The sequence below is a fragment of the uncultured Tessaracoccus sp. genome (genome assembly GCF_947286155.1).
Lineage (GTDB): Bacteria > Actinomycetota > Actinomycetes > Propionibacteriales > Propionibacteriaceae > Arachnia.
The window spans coordinates 13,137-32,276 of sequence record NZ_CAMYPD010000020.1 but is presented as its reverse complement, the minus strand read 5'-3'; the positions used below and the strand labels follow the sequence as shown (position 1 = coordinate 32,276).

Below are 19,140 nucleotides of genomic sequence, written 5' to 3'. Positions count from 1 at the left end.
CGACGCGCCTCAGCGCAGCTCGTCGGAATCTAACCAGATGGTGACGGGGCCGTCGTTGACGAGCTCCACATCCATCATGGCACCGAACTGTCCCGTTTCGACGTGCGCGCCGAGGGCGCGCAACTCCTCAACGAAACGCTCGAACAACGGGCCGCTGACCGGCCCCGGTGCGGCCTTCGACCATGACGGGCGCCGGCCCTTGCGGATGTCCGCGTAGAGGGTGAACTGGCTCACCGCCAGAATCGGGGCATCCACATCGCTCGCGGAGACTTCCCCCTCGAGGATGCGCAGAGTCCACAACTTCTTCGCGAGCTTCGCGGCGATTTCGGGGGTGTCGTCGTGCGTGATGCCCACGAGCAGCACGAGCCCGGGGGAGGGGAGCTGGCCCACTACCTCGCCGTTGACGGTGACCTTGCCGATCTTTGCTCTTTGTACCACGATGCGCATGCGCCACAGGGTAGTACCAGAGCGATCCGCGACTGAGCGCACTCCAGATGACGAAAACGGGTGCCAGAGGGCCAAAATCTGCATCTGGAGTGCGCTCAGTCGAGCTCGCGAGTTATCCACAGATTCGAGTTCGGATGCAAATTTCGGGCGTGTCGCTGCCACAACGTAAGGCATGGACGAACAACTTGCTCATGTACTTGCCGATGAGGGCGTGATCGACATCCGCCGCTACCGCCACCTACGTGACCGCGTGAGGCGCGCGGTGCAGCGCGGGGAACTCGTGCGCGTGCTGCAGGGAATCTATGCCCCCGACTTCTCCTTGTCGTCACGAGTGCTCGCGCTCCAGCAGTGGGACCCCGACGCGATCGTGACGGGTGCGACTGCGGCGAAAGCAACGTGGTGGCCAGACCATCCCACCGACACCGTGCACGCCAGCTCCAGGCGACACATGCGATCCGCACCGCCTGGGTTCGAGATCCGGCGGCGAGACATCCCAGAGGAACTCGTGATCGAGCGATCAGGGATTCGCTACGCAGCACCGCCGCTGGCGGTGCTGCAGATGATCCCTACAGACGGGGCCAGCGCCATCGATGAAGCGCTCAGGCGAAGGGCGGTGCGGGTTGGGGATCTCATCGGCGCGTTGCGCCTCATCCCTGGGCGGGACGGCAACAAGGAAGCGGCGCGGCTGCTGATCGATTCCAGGGATGAGCCCTGGTCGTATCTCGAGCGGCGGGGGCATCAGCTCCTACGCGAGGCAGGGATTGGCGGGTGGAGGAGTAACTACCTCATCAACTTGGCAGGTGAGGTCATCTTCGCAGACGTCGCTTGGCCTGGGCTCAAGCTCATTGTGGAGTTCGACGGCTGGGAGTTCCACCGAGACTACGCGCAGTTCGTTGCCGACCGCCGGCGAGACGCAGAGCTGATTCGCCGGGGCTGGACGGTGCTGCGCTTCACCGCCGCGAGCATGGACACGCTCATTGACATCGTGAAGGACGTCATGGCGCGCCTTCGGCGCGCCTGAGCGCACACCAGATGGCAAAAACGGGCCCCAAAGCACCAAAATCCGCGTCTGGCGTGCGCTCAGTCGCGGATGAGGCCGGTAGCGTGCGGGTATGCGAATTCTGGTACTCGGCGGCACAGCGGAAGGGCGGGCCATCGCGGCGGCAGCGGTGGACGCTGGATTCGACGTAGTGTCGTCGCTCGCAGGGCGCACGAAGCAGCCCGTCGTGCCGGCCGGGTCTGTGCGCGTGGGCGGATTCGGCGGGGCGGAAGGGCTCGCGCAATTCTTGCGTGACGAGGACATTCGCGCGGTTATCAACGCCACCCACCCCTTCGCCGCGCAGATGGCGCGCAATGCCGTGGCTGCTTCGCAAGCCACGGGTGTACCGTTGGTGCGGCTGCTGCGCCCGAGCTGGGTAGCGCGCGATGACAACTGGATTTGGGTGTCGTCACACGCCGAAGCCGCCGCGGCCGCTACCGCCAACGGTGGCGCGGTCTTCCTAACCGTCGGGCGCCAGCACTCCCTCGAATACGCCGAAGCCCTGGCGGAACGCGACGTGGTGTGCCGCGTGGCCTTCGCCGGAGAGCTGCCCTGGCCGACTCATTGGCGGGTGCTGGAAGAACGTGGGCCGTTCACCCTCGATGGCGAGCGTGCGCTGATGCGAGCCCATCGAATTGCCGTGCTGGTTACCAAGGACGCCGGAGGCGAGCACACCGCAGCCAAGCTCGACGCCGCCCGCAAGCTGGGCGTGCAAGTGGTGATGCTGCGACGCCCCGAGGTGGAGGGTGACATCGTTAGCAGCGTCGACGAGGCACTAGCCTGGCTCAGTTCGAATGTTCAGAGGTAGGGGCGAGAATCTCTCCCGCCACGGCACCGATCACGGTGATCGCCGGTGGGCGGATGTCGGCTTGTACGGCTACTTCCGCGATGGTGGCGAGCGTGCCGTGCACGACGCGCATGTCGTCGCTAGCGGCGTCCTCGATCACGGTGGCAGGGGTGTCGTCCGCGAGGCCCGCGGCGCGCAGTTCCGACGTAATCTCCGGCAGGTGCTTCACCCCCATGAGAATGACGAGGGTGGTGTGCGTTTGTGCGAGCGCCGCCCAGTTCACGTCGGAGCGCTCATCGCCAGGGGGTACGTGCCCGGACACGACACTGAACCCGCGCGACAAGGCGCGATGCGTCACCGGGATGCCTGCGAGCGCGGGTGCAGCAACACTGGACGTCACGCCGGGAATCACCTGGACGGGCACGCCGGCAGCCACGCAGTGCTGCCACTCCTCGCCGCCACGGCCGAAGACGAAGGAGTCGCCGCCCTTCAACCGCACCACCACCTTGCCTGCGCGGGCGTGTTCGACGAGCAGCTCGTTGATCTCCGACTGCGGAGTGAACTTGCCGCGCGGCACCTTGCCCACAGGAATGCGCTCGCAGTCGTCGCGGCACTCGTCGAGCGCAGCCAGCGGCGCGAGACGGTCGTAGAGCACGACGTCAGCGGCACGCAGCGCGCGCAGCCCGCCGACGGTGAGCAGATCGAGGTCTCCAGGGCCGCCGCCCACGAGCGTGACCGTTCCAGGTGCGAATTCCATTAGATGTTCCTTTCGTGGCAGGCTGCGATGAATCGCTGGGCCAAGGCCGGATGCCCTGCCCAATGCACGTGGAGATAGCTGGCGTGTACCGAACTGGTGGCGACGCCGTCGCGATGCAGGCCGGGGAAGTCCCAGCCTGTTGGCGACTCAATCTGCGCGGCAGTGCGGTGGTGTTCGTGCCCCACCACCTGGGTGCCGGCGGCAGCGAGGGGAGAATCGACGAGGGCCACCGCGTCGCGATACCCCATCTGCAGGCGCTTACCCATCGCCGCCCGCAGCGGCAGCGCTCCCGCCATGGGCACACCGTCGAGGGATTCGCCCAGGTAGAGCATGCCTGCGCACTCCGCGACGGTGGGCACCCCGTCGGCCACGGCGCGGCGCACGTCGTCGAGCAGCGAATGGTTGGAGGCGAGCTCCGTCGCGTGCATCTCGGGGAAACCCCCGCCCAGGTAGAGCCCTGCGGTGCCCTCGGGCAGGTGCGGGGACGACGTCGGATCAAACTCTTCGACGATGCACCCGCCGGCTTCCAGCAACTCCACCGTTTCGGCGTACCGGAACGTGAACGCCCGCCCGCCCGCGACTGCGACGACGGGCCTGCGCGCGCTGGGGGCGTGCACCACGTCAGTGGGATCCCATGCCTTGTGAGGAAGGGGTGGTGCGGTGCGGGCGAGGCTGAGCAGGGCGTCGAGATCGATGTGGGCCTCGATGAGATTGAAGAGCCCGTCGAGCCGCTCGGCGGCGTCGGGTCGCTCGGCTGCGGGCACCAACCCGAGATGTCGCGACGGGGCCTCGACGGACTCGTCCTTGGGTAGGAAACCCAACACCGGCACGTCGACGCTGCCCATGGCATCACAGATCTCAGAGCGTTGCCGTGGTGAAGACACCTTGTTGAAGATCACTCCCGCCACGCGTACTCGCGGATCAAACGCGGCCAGGCCCGCCACCGTCGCGGCGATGGTGCGCGACGTGCGCGACGCGTCTGCACACAGCACGACGGGGGTGTCGGTGAGCTGGGCGACGTGCGCGGCAGAGCCCTCGCCGTGACGCCCGACCCGGCCGTCGAACAGCCCCATCACGCCCTCGATGACGGCCACGTCCGCAGGCGCGGGGACGGTGGCGCCGCGCAGCAGCAGCTGGGGGACGAGCTCGGGCGAGCACAGCACTGGGTCGAGGTTGCGCGATGGGCGCTTCGTGGCCAGCGCGTGGTAGCCGGGGTCGATGTAGTCGGGGCCCACCTTCGCCGGCGCCACCACCAGGCCGCGACGGTGCAGCGCACCCATGAGGCCGATGCTCAGCATCGTCTTGCCGTGTCCCGATGCCGGGGCGGCCACCAGTATCCGGGGAAGGGTCACCATTCGATGCCTGCCTGTCCGCGTTGCCCCTTATCAAAGGGGTGTTTGACCTTCACCATTTCCGTGACGAGGTCGGCCACCTCGACGATCTCGTCCGGGCAGTTGCGCCCGGTGATGATGACGTGTTGGCGGCCAGGGCGGGTACGCAGCACGTCGGCGACCTCTCTCGGATCCACCCAGCCCCAGGTCATCGGGTAGGTGAACTCGTCGAGCACCCACAGCCGGTGACGCTCGTTGCGGATGCCCTCCGCGACGTGCCGCCAGCCCTCGGCTGCGGCCTCCGCACGCTGCTCTTCGGAGTACGGGGTGCGAATCCACGACCATCCCTGACCCAGTGTTTCCCACTCGACGGCGCCTCCGCCAGCTTCAGCCAACGTCGTGAGCGCGAGGTGCTCGCCGGTGCGCCACTTGCCCGACTTCACGAACTGGAACACACCCACCGACTCACCCTGCGCCCAGGTGCGCAGCGCCACACCCATGGCCGCCGTCGTCTTGCCCTTGCCCTCGCCAGTGTGCACGAGCACGACGGGGCGGCGTCGCAGCTCGGCAGTGGTGGGCTCTCTACTCGTTGGCACCTAGCAATCCTTGCATAACCTCACCTTCGCTAGGCTCACGGGCATGGCTGGGATTTTGGTGGCAGGCACCTCCTCGGATGCTGGTAAGTCGCTCGTCGTGACGGGACTATGCCGTGCGCTGAGGCGTCGCGGTATCGACGTCGCGCCGTACAAAGCCCAGAACATGAGTAACAACTCGATGGTCTGCGCCGACGGAGCGGAGATCGGGCGGGCGCAGTACCTGCAGGCGCTGGCCGCAGAGGTGGAGCCGTCGTCGGCGATGAACCCCGTGCTGCTGAAGCCGGGCACCGACCGTCGCAGTTTTATCGTGGTGCGCGGCCAACCCGGCGGGGTGCTGGAGTCCGGGCAGTACGCCACCGGCAGGCGAGCGCTCGCGGGCGCCGCGTGGGAGGCTTACGACGAGCTCGCCGCGCACCACGAGTTCGTGGTGTGCGAGGGCGCCGGAAGCCCAGCGGAGATCAACCTCCGCGCCGGAGACTACGTGAACATGGGATTGGCGAGGCGTTTCGCTCTCCCCGTGGTGCTGGTAGGGGACATCGATCGCGGTGGCGTACTCGCGTCGATCTTCGGCACCTGGGGGCTCCTCGACGACGAAGACCGCAGCCTGCTCGCCGGGTACATCATCAACAAATTCCGCGGCGACGACACTATCCTCGCGCCCGGCCTTGCCGAGCTCACCTTGCGCACCGGGCTGCAGCACCTCGGCACGTTGCCGTGGCTGCCGGGGGTATGGCTCGATGGGGAGGACACCCTCGCCGTCGGCCGGTGGCGCGCCGAAGCATCGCGCGACGGCAGCCTGCGCGTCGCCGTCGTGCGCCTGCCGCGTATCTCGAACGCCACCGACGTTGATGCGCTCGCGCAAGAACCCGGGGTGGAAGTGCTCGTCACCACCGACCCCCGCGCGGTGCTGAGCGCAGATCTGGCGGTGTTGCCCGGCTCGCGCTCCACTCTCTCTGACCTGGCTTGGCTCCGCGCGGAAGGCATCGCTGACGCCATCGAACAACGCGCTGCGCAGGGCCTCCCGGTACTGGGCATCTGTGGCGGATTTCAGATGCTCGGCCACGCCATCCGCGACGGCGTGGAGGCCGGTGAGACGGACGATGGCCTCGGTCTGCTGCCGGTGGACACACAGTTCCACGACGAGAAAGTGCTCGCCCGCACTTCGTCGGCGTGGCGGGGACACCACGTTGATGGCTACGAGATTCACCACGGCATCTGCGCGCCGCGTCCGGGCGCGGAACCCTTCCTTGACGGCGTGCACGAGGGCTCCTGCTGGGGCACGATGATGCACGGCTCGCTCGAATCCGACGAGTTCCGCCGCGCATTCCTTGGCGAAGTGGCCGCGCGCACGGGGTCGCCCTGGGCGCCCGACCCCACTGCCCCCGGCATGGCCGGGCGGCGCGAGCAGATGATCGACACGCTCGCCGACGCCTGCGAGGAACACCTCGACATCGATGCCCTGCTGCGTGTGGGTAGACTCATTGACGACAACTGATCGTCAGTCGATCGACGCCGAAGGAATCCGGTGCAAATCCGGGAGCGGTGCCGCCACTGTAACCACGCCATGTGGAAGCCAGGAACTTCGGATCGGCTGGGTCGAACGGGCGAAGCACCCGAGGAGGCCACGTGGAATCTGCAGACATGCCTACGCTTGCTGGAGTAGGAGTAGGGCCGGGAGATCCGGCGCTCATCACGCTGCGCGCATTGCAGGTGCTCGACGCCGCCGACGCCATTCTCGTTCCCGCCACGGAGGCGCGCGAAGGCACCGTCGGTAGGGCCGAAAGTATTGTGATGGAACACCTTCCCCACAAGGCCGAACAGATTCACCGTGTGCCGTTTTCGATGGCGCAGCGCCGCGGCGTGGACGAACGCAGAACCAACGCGTGGGAGGCGTCCGCAGCCGTCGCACTCGACGCGTTCGCAGGTGGCGCCCAGCTCGTCGCACTCGCCACGGTGGGGGACCCGTCGGTGTTTTCGACGTTCTCGTACCTGTGCGACGTGGTACGCCGCCAGCGCGAGGTGAGCGTAGAAGTGGTGCCGGGGATCACGGCCATGCAGGCCATCGCCGCCCGCAGCCGCACTCCGTTGGTGGAGGGGCAAGAAATCCTCGCGCTGGTGCCCGCCACCGTAGGCGAGGAGGCGCTGCGCCAGGTGTGCGAGGTGGCTGACACCGTCACCATCTACAAGGGCGGACGCCAACTCGCCGCGCTGAAGGATGCGCTGGCCGAGCAGGGCCGGTTGGAGGGAGCCCTCATCGGCACCGACGTCGGCCTTCCTGACGAGCGCATCATCCGCCTGGCCGAGCTCGACGAGCGCAAGGCCCCCTATTTTTCGACGGTGCTCGCGCCGGCATCGCGCACGAAGACAGGAGGACGACTATGAGCGGACTACGCCTTGACCCAGCAGCTGGGCTCGTGGTGTTTGTGGGTGCGGGGCCGGGCGCCGACGACCTCATCACCCTGCGCGGCGCCCGCGTCATCGCGGAAGCGGACATCATCATCTGGGCTTCCTCCCTCGTGCACCCGGGCATCGTCGCCGGCCACAAGGAAGGCGCGGAAGTGATCGACTCCGCGTCGATTCCGTTGGAAGACCTTGTGCCGCTCTACACGCGAGCTCGCGACGAGGGGATGCTCGTCGCGCGCGTCCACACCGGCGACCCGGACATCTACGGAGCCACCCAAGAACAGCGCGACCTCTGCGCGCAGATCGGCATCGCCACCGAAACCGTGCCCGGCATCTCCGCATTCAGTGCCGCGGCCGCGCGGATGGACGCGGAAATTACCCTCCCCGAGGTGGCGCAGTCGCTCATCCTCACCCGGTTGGAGGGCGGCAGAACCCCCATGCCAGACGGCGAAACCGTGCGCTCCTTCGCGGCTCACGGCACGACGATGGCGCTCTACCTCTCCGCGGCGCGCAACAAACAGCTGCAAGAAGAGCTGCTCGCCGGCGGCTACCCCCCGGACACCCCCTGCATCATTGGCTACCGGGTCACGTGGCCCGACGAGCAGATGTGGCGCTGTGAACTCAGGGATTTATCGGCGACGATGAAGGCCAACAAGCTGTGGAAACACACCGTTGTGCTCGTGGGGCCGGCGCTGTCGACCACGCGCGCCGCGAAACGCTCCCACCTGTATCACCCAGGCTTTCGGCATGAGTATCGCCCGGCCGACAGCGAGGCGAAACAGTCCCTTCGCGCCGAGGGCGCAACCACCTACAACCTGGAGGAAGACCGTCGATGATTACTGTGTATGGACACCTTGGGGCACCCAGCGACGAGCTTCGTCGCGCCACCGCTCACGCCGATGTCGTGGTGGGCGGCACCAGGCATCTCGATGAGCTCGATGTGCCCGAGCCCAAACGCATCGTGCTCGGCGCGCTCACCCCAGCGGTGGAACGCATCCGTGAGCTGCCGGAAGACACCGACGTAGTGGTGATCGCTTCGGGCGACCCGCTGTGGTTCGGCGTGGTGCGCAAGCTTCGCGCGTTCGGGCTTCGCCCCCGCGTGGTGACGGCAGCCTCGTCGGTGGCGGAGGCCTTTGCGCGCGTCGGACTGCCCTGGGACGACGCCATCACTGTGTCCGCGCATGGCCGGCCCGTCGACGCGGCCATCACCGCCGCGCGCCGCTTCGCGAAGGTGGCGGTGATGACCGACCCGCGCGAGCCGCTCTCCGCGCTCACCGAGCCCCTCGCCGGTCTCGACCGCACCTACGTACTCGCCGAGCGCCTGGGGGAGAGCGACGAGCGCGTGCGCGTGCTCGACGGCCCCACCCTGGGAAATCTCGACGATGTCCGTCACCCGAACGTTGTGCTCGTGTTGGAGCACCATCCCGACGCGGATTGGGACGATGACGCCGTGGTGAGCGCCCAGCCCCGCCCCGCGGCGGCGCCGAGCGTCGCGCACGAGCGCGTGGGCGACGACGGCTGGGAGGGCCTGCGCATTGGCCAGGTGACGGGCTCGGATGCCGCTCGCCGCAACGCGGATCGTATCGAGCAGGCGCTGGGTGTAGAGACCGTGCGCTTCGACGGCGCCGCCACCCAGGGGCTCGTCGAGGCCTTCAACTCCTGTGACATGGTGATCTCCCACCTGGCGCTCGGTGCTACCACCCGCATCCTGGCGCCCATGCTGGCGTCGAAGAAGACCGATCCGGGCGTCGTCGTGGTCGATCAGGGCGGCCATTTCGCGGTGCCCCTGGTAGGCGGCCACGTGGGTGGCGCGAACCTTCTGGCAGAACAGGTGGCGACCGCACTCGGCGGCCAGGCGGTGGTCACCACCGCCACGGATTCACTGGGCATCCCCGCGCTCGACACGCTCGGCTGGGCGCACAGCGGCGACGTGGCTGCCGTCACCGGAGCCATGCTCGACGGGCAACCCATCCGGTTGGTGCGTGACGCGCTCTGGCCGCTGCCGCCGCTGCCCTCGAACGTGTCGGAGGAGCTACCGGAAGGCACGCAGCCGGCGGGGGAAATCGTCGTGACGGATCGCGACGAGCAGGCCTTGGAATCACCGACGGTGCCGCGCGTGGTGCTGCACCCCAAGTCGCTCGTGGTGGGTATGGGCTGCAACAAGGCGGCCCCCGACGCTGAGGTACACGGCCTGTTCGAGCAGACCCTCGCCGACGCTGGCCTCTCGCCGCACAGTGTCACCGCACTCACCAGCATCGACGTGAAAGCCCACGAAGGTGCCCTCGTCCGGCTGGCGAAGAAACTGGGCGTGCCGTTCGTCACCTACGAGGCGGCGGAGCTTCGCGATCGCGACGTGCCAACGCCGTCGACGGTGGTTGCCGACGAGGTGGGCACCCCCAGCGTCAGCGAGGCGTCCGTGCTGGCGCGTGGCGCGTCGATCGTCGTGCCGAAGCAGAAGAACACGGAAGCCACCTGCGCGATCGGGCGTCTGCCCGCGCGCGGCGAGCTGCGTGTCGTGGGACTCGGCCCTGGCTCGCGTGACCTCCTCACGCCCATGGCGCGGCGCGCCATCGAGACCGCCTCCGTAGTGGTGGGGTACATCCCGTACGTGCGTCAGATCAAGGACCTCATCTCGCCGCACGCCGAGGTGGCGGCCACGAAGATGGGCACCGAGGCGCAGCGCACCGCGCTGGCCATTGAACGCGCCAGGGCCGGGCACGCGGTGGCGTTCGTGTCGTCGGGTGACCCGTCCATCTACGCCATGGCATCGCCCACCCTGGAGACGGGCACCGAGGGCATCGACGTGCGCGTTATTCCCGGCGTCACAGCGGAGCTCGCCGCGTCGGCGTTGCTGGGCGCGCCCCTCGGGCACGACCACGTCACCATCTCGCTGTCCGATCTGCACACCTCGTGGGAAGACATCGAGCGACGGCTGGAGGCCGCCGCGGAGGGCGACTTCGTGGTGACGCTGTACAACCCGAGGTCGCGCAAACGTACCCGCCACCTGCCTCGCGCGCTCGAGATTCTGGGTGCGAAACGCCCGGCGACAACGCCCGTGATGGCGGTGTACGAGGCATACCGCAAGAAGCAGCGCATCCGATGGGGCACGTTCGAGACGTTCGACCCGGAGTGGGTGGACATGCACACCATCGTGATCGTCGGCTCATCCAGCACGAAGGTGGTTCCCACAGGCGATGGTGAAGAGGCCATCGTGACGCCGCGCGACTATCAGTGGATGGGCAAAATACAAGGAGGTAACTGCTGATGAAGATCGCTGACGTGACCGGCGACGTGCCACTCATTATCGCCGCCCATGGCAGCCGTGACGCCGACGGCGTTGAGGCCTGCCGCGCCCTGGTGGATCGGGTGCGATCCATGCTGCCTGGGCGACGCGTGACCCTCGGGTTCGTAGAACTCGCGGAACCCACCATCGCTGAGGCGGTGCGCGAAGCGCTCGACGGGCGCGAGATCACCGGCGACACCGACGCCGTCGTCGTCCCCCTCATGCTCGCCACCGGCGGGCACGTGCGGCAAGACATCCCGGAGGCCTTCGACGAGGGGCGCGGCGACGCTGATGTGCGCTACGCGAAGCCGCTGCTGCCCAGCCCGCTGCTGCTCGACGCGTTGCTGCAACGAATGCGCGAAGCGATGGACACCTGGCGTGCCAAGGACACGGTGGGGGTGCTCGTCGGGCGAGGCAACCTAGTGACCGAAGCCAACGCCGAGCACTACCGCCTCACCCGCACCGTCATGGAGGAAGGCGAGCTCGCCGACGTGGAGCCAGCCTTCGTGCAGGTGTCGCGCCCATCCATCCCCGAGGCGCTGCACAAGGCGTTGGCCGCAGGGGCGACGCAGATCGTCGTCGGGCAGCATTTCCTGTTCCCCGGCAAGCTGCGCACGTGGACCTTCGACCAAGTGCAGGCGTGGGCCGAGCAGCACCCCGAGGTGGAGGTGCGCGTCGCCGAAGTTATTGGAGACTGCGACGAGCTCGCCCAGCTCGTGGTGGATCGTTACGCGGAGCAGCTGGACGCCGAAGGCGTGGATGACGGGGCGCCCGGCTACCTATCGAGCCTCTCCCTCGCGGGCCGCGACGTTCTCGTCGTTGGCGGCGGAGCCGTGGCAGCAAGGCGCATTCCCGCGCTGCTCGCCGTCGGCGCCAAGGTGCGAGTGGTGGCACCCAACGTGGGCATCAAGGTTGGCAGGCTCGCGGCGAGCAACGCGATCGCCTGGGAGCAGCGCGCCGTTCGTGCCGACGATGTGGCCGACGCCTGGTACGTGCTGGCGGCCAGCAACGACCCTGCGGTCAACCAGATGGTGGCGGAGGAAGCCGAGCGCCGGCACACATTCTGCGTGCGGGCGGATAAATCTCTAGAAGGATCCGCCGCCACCCCGGCGACCGCGTCTGCGGGCGGGCTCACCGTCGCAGTCGTAGGCGACCGTAACCCCCGACGCTCCGTCAGCGTGCGCGACGCGCTGCTCAAAGCACTGCAGGGCTGAGCGAGGCTAACCGACGCGGGCGAGGATGTCGCCCGCTCGGTTCACCACCACAATCTCTACCTCGACGGGGGAGCCCTTGAGCACCTCGAGGGCTTCGTTGCGGGCAGATACTGCGATGAGGTGGGGCAAGTTGATGCCCTCCTCGTCGGCGAGCTGCACGGCGTGCGCGACGGTGCGCACCTCCGCGATCTGAGCCTGCAGCGCCTCACTGGCGTCGGCGCTAGCAACCAGCTGCACCAAGTGGGCGGGCTGAATTTGCGTGCGGTGAGAGTGCAAATCCAGATAACCCGCCGCCAGCTTCGATAGCTTCGCCACGCCCCCGACGATGGTGAGGCGCGGCAGGGGATGCTTACGCAGGTACTTCAGCACGGCGCCCGCGAAATCTCCCATGTCGAGCAGCTCGATGCCCGGGTACAGCTCCTCGGCCACTCGCTCCGACGTGGAGCCCGTGCAGGCCGCGGCGTGCCTAGCGCCCCTGGCGCAGGCGACATCAATGCCGCGGTGGATGGAGGCGATCCATGCCGAACAGGAATAGGGCACCACCACGCCCGTCGTGCCGAGCACGCTGAGCCCGCCCAGCACCCCGATGCGGGCATTCCACGTGCGCTCCGCGACGCGTTCGCCGTCGTCGATGCTGATGGTCACCTCGACGTCGGCGTTCACGCCATGGCGATGCGCCACGGAAGCGAGGTTGTCGGTGATGTATTGCCGGGGCATGGGGTTGATGGCCGGCTCGCCCACCTCGAGAGGCAATCCAGGCAGCGTCACGGTGCCGACGCCCGAGCCCCCTACGAAACTCACGCCTGCACCGTCCGACGTGCGCCGCACCGTGGCACGCACCACCACGCCGTGGGTGACGTCAGGGTCGTCGCCGGCATCCTTCGTGATAGCCGCCATCGCCTCGCCGTCGCTCAACCGGCTCTGGGTGAGCGCAAACGCTGGTGTGCGCCCGCCGGGCAAGGTGATCTCGACGGGGTCGGGGAAGTCGCCGGTCAGCAGAGCTTCGAAGGCCGCCGTGGCGGCCGCGCACGCACACGCGCCCGTCGTCCAGCCGGGGCGGAGCTCGGAATGCTCCAGCTGTGCGGCACGCCCGCGGGGACGCAGCGCGTCGCGCCCCTCCGCGGCCAATCGAGCCTGTTCGTCAGCGGTCATTCGTGGTTTCGGCTGCGCTGGCCATGGCGTTCACGGCAGCCACAGCCATCGCCGAGCCGCCGCGGCGGCCCAACACCGTGAGGTACTCCAGGCCAAGGGTGTCATCGACCAGCGCCTGCTTGGATTCCGCCGCACCCACAAACCCGACGGGGATGCCGACGATCGCGGCTGGGCGTGCGCCGGTGGCGTGGCACACCTCCAGCGTGCGGAAGAGCGCGGTGGGGGCGTTGCCGATCACGACGATGCCGCCGTCGAGCAGCCCATCGTGCTGCCACAAATCCACCGCGGCCGCAGTTTTCGTCGTGCCCTGCTCCTCCGCGAGCTGCACCAGGCGCGGGTCTTTGATGTGGCACACCACCTGCGCGCCTTCAGGCAGCCGTGAGCGGATGATGCCGGTGGCCACCATCGACGAGTCACACAGGATGGTCGCGCCGGACTCCAACGCAGCCAGCGTGCGCGAGGCGACGTCGGGGGTGAACGCCACCATGTCGGCGATGGCGGGATCTGCCGCAGCGTGCACCATTCGCACGACGGCGGGTTCCACGTCGGCGGGGAAACGTTCGAGGTTCGCCTCTTCACGGATGATCTCGAATGAGCGCCGGTAGATGTCGGAACCGAGCTTCAGATAGTCGTACTGCACACCGTAACCGTAGCGTGTGAACCGTTAGGGCGGGATACCGGCTGTCTGCGAATTGCCGTGGTATAGGCTTAGCCTCACTACTGAATCTCTGGTGAATTTGCGAGGAAGCTGGTGAAGCCAGCACGGTCGCGCCACTGTGATCGCCCCATCGGGGCGTTAGTCAGGAACTCGCCACCAGACCTAATTCGGGACGCGTAATCCCGAGGAAAGGATCGTGCACGATGCACATCGCAGAGGGCTACCTGCCGGTGGCCCACGCCGTCGGATGGAGTGTGGCAGCGGCGCCCTTCATCATCCATGGAGCTACGGCAGTCATCAAAGAAACCCGCAAGAACCCCGAAAACAAACTGCTCTTGGCCGCCGCCGCAGGATTCACCTTCGTGCTGTCGGCCATCAAGCTGCCCAGCGTATCGGGTAGCTCGTCGCACCCGACGGGCACAGGTCTAGGTGCGGTGCTGTTTAAACCGCCCGTGATGGCCTTCCTCGGCGCCATCGTCCTACTCTTCCAGGCCCTGCTCCTCGCCCACGGCGGCCTCACCACGCTCGGCGCGAACGTCTTCTCGATGGCCGTCGTCGGCCCCTGGGTTGGCTACGGGGCGTGGGTGCTCGTGCGGAAGCTGGGCGGGTCGAAGGACATCGGCATCTTCTTCGCCATGGCCCTCGCAGACCTCAGCACCTACTGCGTGACGTCGCTGCAGCTGGCGCTCGCCTACCCCGACCCGACGAGCGGGCTCGGCGGTGCTGCCGCGAAGTTCCTCAGCGTGTTCGCCATCACCCAGATCCCGCTCGCCATCATGGAGGGCCTCCTGGGCGTGATCGTGTTGCGCTTCCTGACGCGCGTCGCCACATCTGACCTCGTCCGTCTCCACGTACTGCGTGCCGAACCGAAGGAGCCCGTCCATGTCTGAGCGTCGTTTCCCTTGGGTGAGTGTGATCTGCGCGTTGGGCATCGTTGTGCTCTTCGCGGTGTCGTTCAGCCTCGGCGGCAAGACTGTGCAGGAGGGCGAGGAAGGCTTCGTCGGCACGGACTCCGTCGTGGTGGACATCATGGACGAACAAGGCGCTAAGCCCTGGTTCCAACCCATCTTCGAGCCTGGCTCCGGCGAGTTGGAGTCGGGGCTGTTCGCGCTCCAGGCAGCGGTGGGTGCGGGCATCGTCGGGTTTGCGTTCGGCAACCTGCGCGGACGCAAAGCGGCTCGCGACGAAGATGGCGCCGTCGGCGAGCCACGCACGATAGACGCCGACTGACCGTGGCCACACTGGCGCTCGATGACGCCGCTTGGGCAAGCCCCTGGCGGCGTCATCGCGTAGGTGAGAAGGTGTTGTGGAGCGGGGCCCTCGTCGTGACCGCGCTCGCGGTGCCTTCAATCTGGGCCACCGTCGCAGCAGGGGTGGTGGCGCTCGCGCTCATCCTAGGGCCGGCGCGCATCCCCGCATCCATGGTGGTGACCGCGATGGCGGTGCCCTTCGGTTTCATCTGTGTGGGAGCCATCTCCGTGCTGTGCTCGGTAGGGCGAGACCCTGTCGATGCCTACTGGAGCCTAGGGCTGCTCTCCGTCGGCCCCGAATCGGTCAGCATGGCGTGGCGACTATTCCTGCACGCCATATGCGGCACCCTTGCGGTGATGCTGCTAGCGCTCACCACGCCGATGTCCGACCTGCTCAACTGGATGGAGCGTCACAAGGTTCCAGGCCCCCTGGTGGACATCGCCTCGCTTACGTACCGAATGCTGTTCATCCTGCTCGACACCGCCACGTCGCTGCTCGACGCCCAGCATCGACGCTGCGGACGCGTGACGTTGCACAGCGCCGGCGCAGTGACCGGCACCTTGCTGCTGCGCGCGTGGGATCGTGCCCAGCGGCTGGAGCAGGGCCTCACCGCACGAGGCATGGAGGAAGGGCTGCGCACCACGGCGCTGCCAAGGCAACGCAATTGGGCGATGCTGGGCGGATGCGCGCTGACCGTCGCCGGCATCTGGATACTGGGAGTGTGGTTGCCGTGGCGATGAAACTCGAGGCACGCGGGCTCACGCTGGATCATGGCGGCCCGACGGTGCTCTCCGCGGTTGATCTCTCCGTCGAGGCAGGAAGCCGGACGCTGCTCATCGGCGCCAACGGCTCGGGCAAGACCACCTTGCTGCGCGCGTTGTGCGGCAGCCTGCGCCCCGCTGCGGGAGACATCTTCGTCGACGGCGAACTGCTACAGCACAACCGTACTGCACTGCGACGGCACCGCCAGCGCGTTCAGCTCGTGCTGCAAGACCCCGACGAGCAACTGTTCAGCGCCGACGTGCGCCAAGACGTCTCGTTTGGGCCAACCAACCTGAACATGGAGACCGATGCCGTGCTGCAGCGCGTCGACGAGACCCTCGAATTGCTATCCATCACCCACCTCGCGGATCGGCCCTGCCACCAGCTCAGCTACGGCGAACGCAAACGCGTCGCGCTCGCCGGCGCCGTGGCCATGCGGCCCGATGTGCTGCTGCTCGACGAGCCCACCGCCGGCCTTGACCCGGCAGGCGTGGAAGAGATGCTGGACATCTTGCAGCGCCTGCAGGCGCTGGGTACGACGCTCGTCATGTCCACCCACGACCTCAACCTGGCCCTGCGCATAGCCACGCAGGTTGCCGTGGTGGCCGGTGGAAAGCTCACGGTGGGGGAGCCCGTCGGTGTGCTGAACGACGTCGACCTGCTCGCCTCGGCGCGGCTCACGAGGCCGTGGCCGCTCGAACTCGCGAGCCAGCTGGGGCTCGATGCGCGCCCGCGAACCCTCGACGAGATGGTGCGGTGCCTGAGATGAATCAGCGTTGCCAGGCCCACTGCGTGATGGTGCGCAGCGGCTTCCAGCCACGGAACGAGCCGATGGTGTCGCCCACCTCCACCGCGATGCGCATGAGCTCCCCGCCGTGGGTGGCCTGCGCAGCAGCAAGCAGGAGTTCTGCCTCGACGGTGACCCCATGCGCCACCAGCCTGCCCCCCGCTTTCAGCCGATCCACGCACTGGGTGAGCACACCGTCGCTCAATCCGCCGCCGATGAACACCGCATCCGGCTGGGGGAGTCCCGCCAGGGCGTCTTGCGCGTCGGCGGCCACCAGCTCGCCTCTATCGGCCACCTTGAAACGGTGCAGATTCTCGCGCGCGTTCGCCAGGCGCTCGGGGCGGCGTTCGACGCCGATACCTGTGGTGTCAGGCAGCGCCCGAAGCCATTCGACGAGCACGCTGCCCGCACCGACGCCGACGTCCCACAGTCGCTCCTTCGGTGACGGGCGCAAGTGCGCGAGCGCGGCGGCCCTGGCCACGCGCTTGGTGATGAGGCCATCGTGGGCGAACGCGTCGTCGGGCAGACCGGGAACGGGAGAGAAAGCGTGAGTCATCGCGGGTATTGTGCCACGGATTCCGGTTGGCCGGATTTACTGCACCACGGCGACGCTGACCTGGGAGAAGGTCTGGAAGACTTCGCCGTGAACGTGCGGGCTGCCACGCCGCCGACGTTTGTGCAAGAGGCACTCATGCGCGCGGTCTCGACGTGGGCTGCGTATCCCGACCCCGCGCCGGCGATTGCTGCGATCGCCGGCAGGTGGGGAGTGCCGCAGGAGATGGTGCTGCCTACCAGCGGAGCAGCGGAGGCGTTCACCCTCGTGGCGCGCGCGTTGCGGCCCCGCAAGGCAGTGGTGGTGCACCCGCAGTTCACGGAGCCGGAAGCGGCCTTGCTGCGGGCCGGGCATCACGTGTCGCGTGTGTTGCTCGATCGCCCCTTCACGCTGAATCCGGGTGACGTGCCCGACGACGCCGATGTCGTCGTCGTGGGTAACCCCACTAATCCCACCGGGGTGTTGCACCCGGCGGACGTGCTTCGACGGTTGGCCCGCCCTGGGCGGGTGGTGCTCGTCGACGAAGCCTTCCTCGACGAAGTGGGCGACGACCATTCCCTCATCGCGCCCACGATGCCTGGGCTCCTGGTGACGCGCTCCCTCACGAAGGCGTTCTCGATCGCCGGTGTGCGGGCGGGCTATGCGGTGGGGAACCCGGATCTGATCGCGAGGCTTCGCAGTGAGCAAACGCCGTGGTCGGTCTCCTCGCCCGCCATCACGCTGATGCAGGCGTGCATGTCCGACGAAGCGCTCGCCTTCGTGCGTGCCGAGGCAGCATCGATTCCGGCGGCGCGGAACGACCTGGTGCGGCGTCTCGAAACGCTCGGGCTGTGGGTGGCGCCGTCGCAGAGCCCATTCGTGCTGGTGGACACCTCGTCGATGGGGGCTGGATCGCTGCGCGAGCCGCTCGCCAAGCAGGGGTTTGCGGTTCGTCGATGCGAAACGTTTCCGGGGCTTGGGCCTAGTTGGCTTCGGTTGGCCGTGCGCACCCCACGAGCCCACGAGCGCCTCGCTGCCGCGTTCGCTGCGGTGCAGGCGGAAGGAGATCAGCCATGAAGTGGCGTGCGTTGGGCTTGGCGCTGGGGCTCGTGGCGGATCGTGTGTTCGGCGACCCCGCGCGGCATCACCCCGTCGCGTGGTTCGGCGCGGTGGCCAGTCGAGTCGAGGAGCACACCTACGCCGACGACGTGGACGCCGGCGGGATGCACGTCGCGGCACTGCTCGCCCCGCTCGCGGTGGGTGGTGCCGTCGTGGAATGTGCCGGGCGCCGCTGGCCGTGGGTGCGGGTGGTTGCCACCGCCTGCACAACCTGGGCCGTCGTCGGCGCCACCAGCCTGGCCAAGGAAGGACGCATCATGGCCGACGCCCTCGACGCCGACGATCTGCCTCGCGCCCGCGAGCGACTGGGGCATCTGTGCGGCAGAGATGCCGACGCGCTCGACGCGCCGGAGCTCGCTCGAGCCACCATCGAATCGATGGCAGAGAACACGGCCGACGCCGCCGTCGCGTCGATCTTCTGGGGTGCGACGCTGGGCGTGCCAGGCATGCTGGTGCACCGCGCGGTGAATACCCTCGACGCCATGATCGGGCATCGCAACGCCCGTTACGAACGGTTCGGGAAAGTGGCTGCGTGCCTCGACGATGTGCTCGATCTGCTGCCCGCCAGGGCCACCGGCGTGCTATTTGCGGGGCTCGCGCCTGCCGTGGGTGGCGATGCACGTCGAGCGTGGCGAGTGTTGCGACGCGACCATGCCAAGCACCCGAGCCCGAACGGGGGCTGGTGTGAATCAGCGATGGCGGGCGCGCTGGGCGTGCAACTTGGCGGTCGCAACATTTACTACGGGGGGCGGGTCGAGGAGCGAGGGCTGCTTGGTGATGGTCCGCGCCCCGACGCACATGCCGTGCGTCGATCGACGAGGCTCGTCTCACTCGCGACGTTTGTGGCAGGGGGTATCGCGTGCGCGGTCCTGGGCGCCAGGAGTGCTCGTTGACCCTCCACATCGGCCATGAGCTACGCTTTCTACCCAGAATCTTCGTGCGACATTGCGCGGATTTTGACCGATTGGCCTCCCTGTTCTAGGGTAGGTAGCTGTTGCGCATCCTGCGGGCTGGCTCACGTG

General features: G+C 67.8%; 20 protein-coding genes and 1 riboswitch. Of the genes, 13 read left to right on the top strand and 7 right to left on the bottom strand.

Annotation, left to right across the window (positions count from 1 at the left end; translation table 11 throughout):
- Nucleotides 1-9: 9 nt before the first annotated feature.
- Entirely contained in the window at nt 10-447 is a 438-nt protein-coding gene (dtd, locus tag Q0X68_RS06750) for a D-aminoacyl-tRNA deacylase (RefSeq protein WP_297749341.1), read from the bottom strand.
- Nucleotides 448-619: 172 nt separating this feature from the next.
- On the opposite strand from dtd, the gene Q0X68_RS06745 reads away from it, so the two are divergent.
- Together Q0X68_RS06745 and Q0X68_RS06740 are read left to right on the top strand one after the other, a co-directional pair.
- Entirely contained in the window at nt 620-1,468 is an 849-nt protein-coding gene (locus Q0X68_RS06745; RefSeq protein WP_297749338.1) for a DUF559 domain-containing protein, read from the top strand.
- A gap of 91 nt (nt 1,469-1,559) precedes the next feature.
- Nucleotides 1,560-2,294 (top strand): cobalt-precorrin-6A reductase, encoded by a 735-nt coding sequence (locus Q0X68_RS06740; protein WP_297749336.1) that lies wholly within the window; start codon nt 1,560-1,562, stop codon nt 2,292-2,294.
- Here the strand turns inward: Q0X68_RS06740 and cobA are convergent.
- From cobA to cobO, 3 genes are read right to left on the bottom strand one after another with little or no spacing between them, the layout of a single operon-like run.
- A complete protein-coding gene (gene cobA, locus Q0X68_RS06735) occupies nt 2,272-3,030 on the bottom strand; it encodes a uroporphyrinogen-III C-methyltransferase (protein WP_297749334.1) in 759 nt (252 codons plus the stop codon). The two genes, Q0X68_RS06740 and cobA, sit on opposite strands and share 23 nt — an antisense overlap.
- Nucleotides 3,030-4,385, bottom strand: a complete 1,356-nt coding sequence (locus tag Q0X68_RS06730) for a cobyrinate a,c-diamide synthase (RefSeq protein ID WP_297749331.1) — start codon at nt 4,383-4,385, stop codon at nt 3,030-3,032. The genes cobA and Q0X68_RS06730 overlap by 1 nt, the downstream gene beginning before the upstream one ends.
- The gene (gene cobO / locus Q0X68_RS06725) at nt 4,379-4,957 is read right to left on the bottom strand and encodes a cob(I)yrinic acid a,c-diamide adenosyltransferase (RefSeq protein ID WP_297749328.1); all 579 of its coding nucleotides are present in this window, start codon (nt 4,955-4,957) and stop codon (nt 4,379-4,381) included. Before cobO ends, Q0X68_RS06730 begins: the two co-directional genes overlap by 7 nt.
- Before the next feature lie 43 nt (nt 4,958-5,000).
- Between cobO and Q0X68_RS06720 the strand changes: the two genes are divergently transcribed.
- The 5 genes from Q0X68_RS06720 (at nt 5,001) to Q0X68_RS06700 (ending at nt 11,857) form a co-directional block, all read left to right on the top strand.
- Nucleotides 5,001-6,452 carry a cobyric acid synthase gene (locus Q0X68_RS06720; protein ID WP_297749326.1) on the top strand — a complete coding sequence of 484 codons (1,452 nt, stop codon included), beginning with the start codon at nt 5,001-5,003 and terminating at the stop codon, nt 6,450-6,452.
- Nucleotides 6,432-6,560: riboswitch (cobalamin riboswitch) on the top strand. It overlaps the preceding gene by 21 nt.
- Nucleotides 6,561-6,598: 38 nt before the next feature.
- Nucleotides 6,599-7,339, top strand: coding sequence for a precorrin-2 C(20)-methyltransferase (gene cobI, locus Q0X68_RS06715; protein ID WP_297749396.1), 741 nt, complete (start codon nt 6,599-6,601; stop codon nt 7,337-7,339).
- On the top strand, nt 7,336-8,196 hold the full coding sequence (cobM, locus tag Q0X68_RS06710) for a precorrin-4 C(11)-methyltransferase (protein ID WP_297749324.1): 861 nt from the start codon (nt 7,336-7,338) through the stop codon (nt 8,194-8,196). The genes cobI and cobM overlap by 4 nt, the downstream gene beginning before the upstream one ends.
- Nucleotides 8,193-10,625, top strand: coding sequence for a precorrin-3B C(17)-methyltransferase (cobJ, locus tag Q0X68_RS06705; protein WP_297749321.1), 2,433 nt, complete (start codon nt 8,193-8,195; stop codon nt 10,623-10,625). The genes cobM and cobJ overlap by 4 nt, the downstream gene beginning before the upstream one ends.
- Nucleotides 10,625-11,857: a CbiX/SirB N-terminal domain-containing protein gene (locus tag Q0X68_RS06700; protein ID WP_297749318.1), complete on the top strand. Its 1,233-nt coding sequence runs from the start codon at nt 10,625-10,627 to the stop codon at nt 11,855-11,857. The genes cobJ and Q0X68_RS06700 overlap by 1 nt, the downstream gene beginning before the upstream one ends.
- Before the next feature lie 6 nt (nt 11,858-11,863).
- On the opposite strand, the gene Q0X68_RS06695 is transcribed toward Q0X68_RS06700, so the two are convergent.
- Both Q0X68_RS06695 and Q0X68_RS06690 read right to left on the bottom strand, forming a co-directional pair.
- Nucleotides 11,864-13,009: a cobalt-precorrin-5B (C(1))-methyltransferase gene (locus Q0X68_RS06695; protein ID WP_297749315.1), complete on the bottom strand. Its 1,146-nt coding sequence runs from the start codon at nt 13,007-13,009 to the stop codon at nt 11,864-11,866.
- Nucleotides 12,999-13,649, bottom strand: a complete 651-nt coding sequence (locus Q0X68_RS06690; RefSeq protein ID WP_108869973.1) for a precorrin-8X methylmutase — start codon at nt 13,647-13,649, stop codon at nt 12,999-13,001. Before Q0X68_RS06690 ends, Q0X68_RS06695 begins: the two co-directional genes overlap by 11 nt.
- A 221-nt stretch (nt 13,650-13,870) precedes the next feature.
- Between Q0X68_RS06690 and Q0X68_RS06685 the strand changes: the two genes are divergently transcribed.
- Genes Q0X68_RS06685 through Q0X68_RS06670 form a run of 4 tightly spaced genes read left to right on the top strand, consistent with a single transcriptional unit; the run spans nt 13,871 to nt 16,449 of the window.
- Nucleotides 13,871-14,557 carry an energy-coupling factor ABC transporter permease gene (locus Q0X68_RS06685; RefSeq protein ID WP_297749310.1) on the top strand — a complete coding sequence of 229 codons (687 nt, stop codon included), beginning with the start codon at nt 13,871-13,873 and terminating at the stop codon, nt 14,555-14,557.
- Nucleotides 14,550-14,897, top strand: coding sequence for an energy-coupling factor ABC transporter substrate-binding protein (locus Q0X68_RS06680; protein WP_297749307.1), 348 nt, complete (start codon nt 14,550-14,552; stop codon nt 14,895-14,897). Before Q0X68_RS06685 ends, Q0X68_RS06680 begins: the two co-directional genes overlap by 8 nt.
- A 2-nt stretch (nt 14,898-14,899) precedes the next feature.
- Entirely contained in the window at nt 14,900-15,658 is a 759-nt protein-coding gene (gene cbiQ / locus Q0X68_RS06675; RefSeq protein WP_297749304.1) for a cobalt ECF transporter T component CbiQ, read from the top strand.
- Nucleotides 15,655-16,449 carry an energy-coupling factor ABC transporter ATP-binding protein gene (locus tag Q0X68_RS06670; protein ID WP_297749393.1) on the top strand — a complete coding sequence of 265 codons (795 nt, stop codon included), beginning with the start codon at nt 15,655-15,657 and terminating at the stop codon, nt 16,447-16,449. The genes cbiQ and Q0X68_RS06670 overlap by 4 nt, the downstream gene beginning before the upstream one ends.
- A 1-nt stretch (nt 16,450) precedes the next feature.
- Here the strand turns inward: Q0X68_RS06670 and cbiT are convergent, their stop codons facing one another.
- Nucleotides 16,451-17,023 carry a precorrin-6Y C5,15-methyltransferase (decarboxylating) subunit CbiT gene (gene cbiT, locus Q0X68_RS06665; protein WP_297749301.1) on the bottom strand — a complete coding sequence of 191 codons (573 nt, stop codon included), beginning with the start codon at nt 17,021-17,023 and terminating at the stop codon, nt 16,451-16,453.
- Here cbiT and cobC point away from each other — a divergent pair.
- Nucleotides 17,015-18,076, top strand: coding sequence for an Rv2231c family pyridoxal phosphate-dependent protein CobC (gene cobC, locus Q0X68_RS06660; protein WP_297749299.1), 1,062 nt, complete (start codon nt 17,015-17,017; stop codon nt 18,074-18,076). The genes cbiT and cobC overlap by 9 nt on opposite strands.
- Entirely contained in the window at nt 18,073-19,011 is a 939-nt protein-coding gene (gene cbiB / locus Q0X68_RS06655; protein ID WP_297749295.1) for an adenosylcobinamide-phosphate synthase CbiB, read from the top strand. The genes cobC and cbiB overlap by 4 nt, the downstream gene beginning before the upstream one ends.
- Nucleotides 19,012-19,140: the final 129 nt, after the last annotated feature.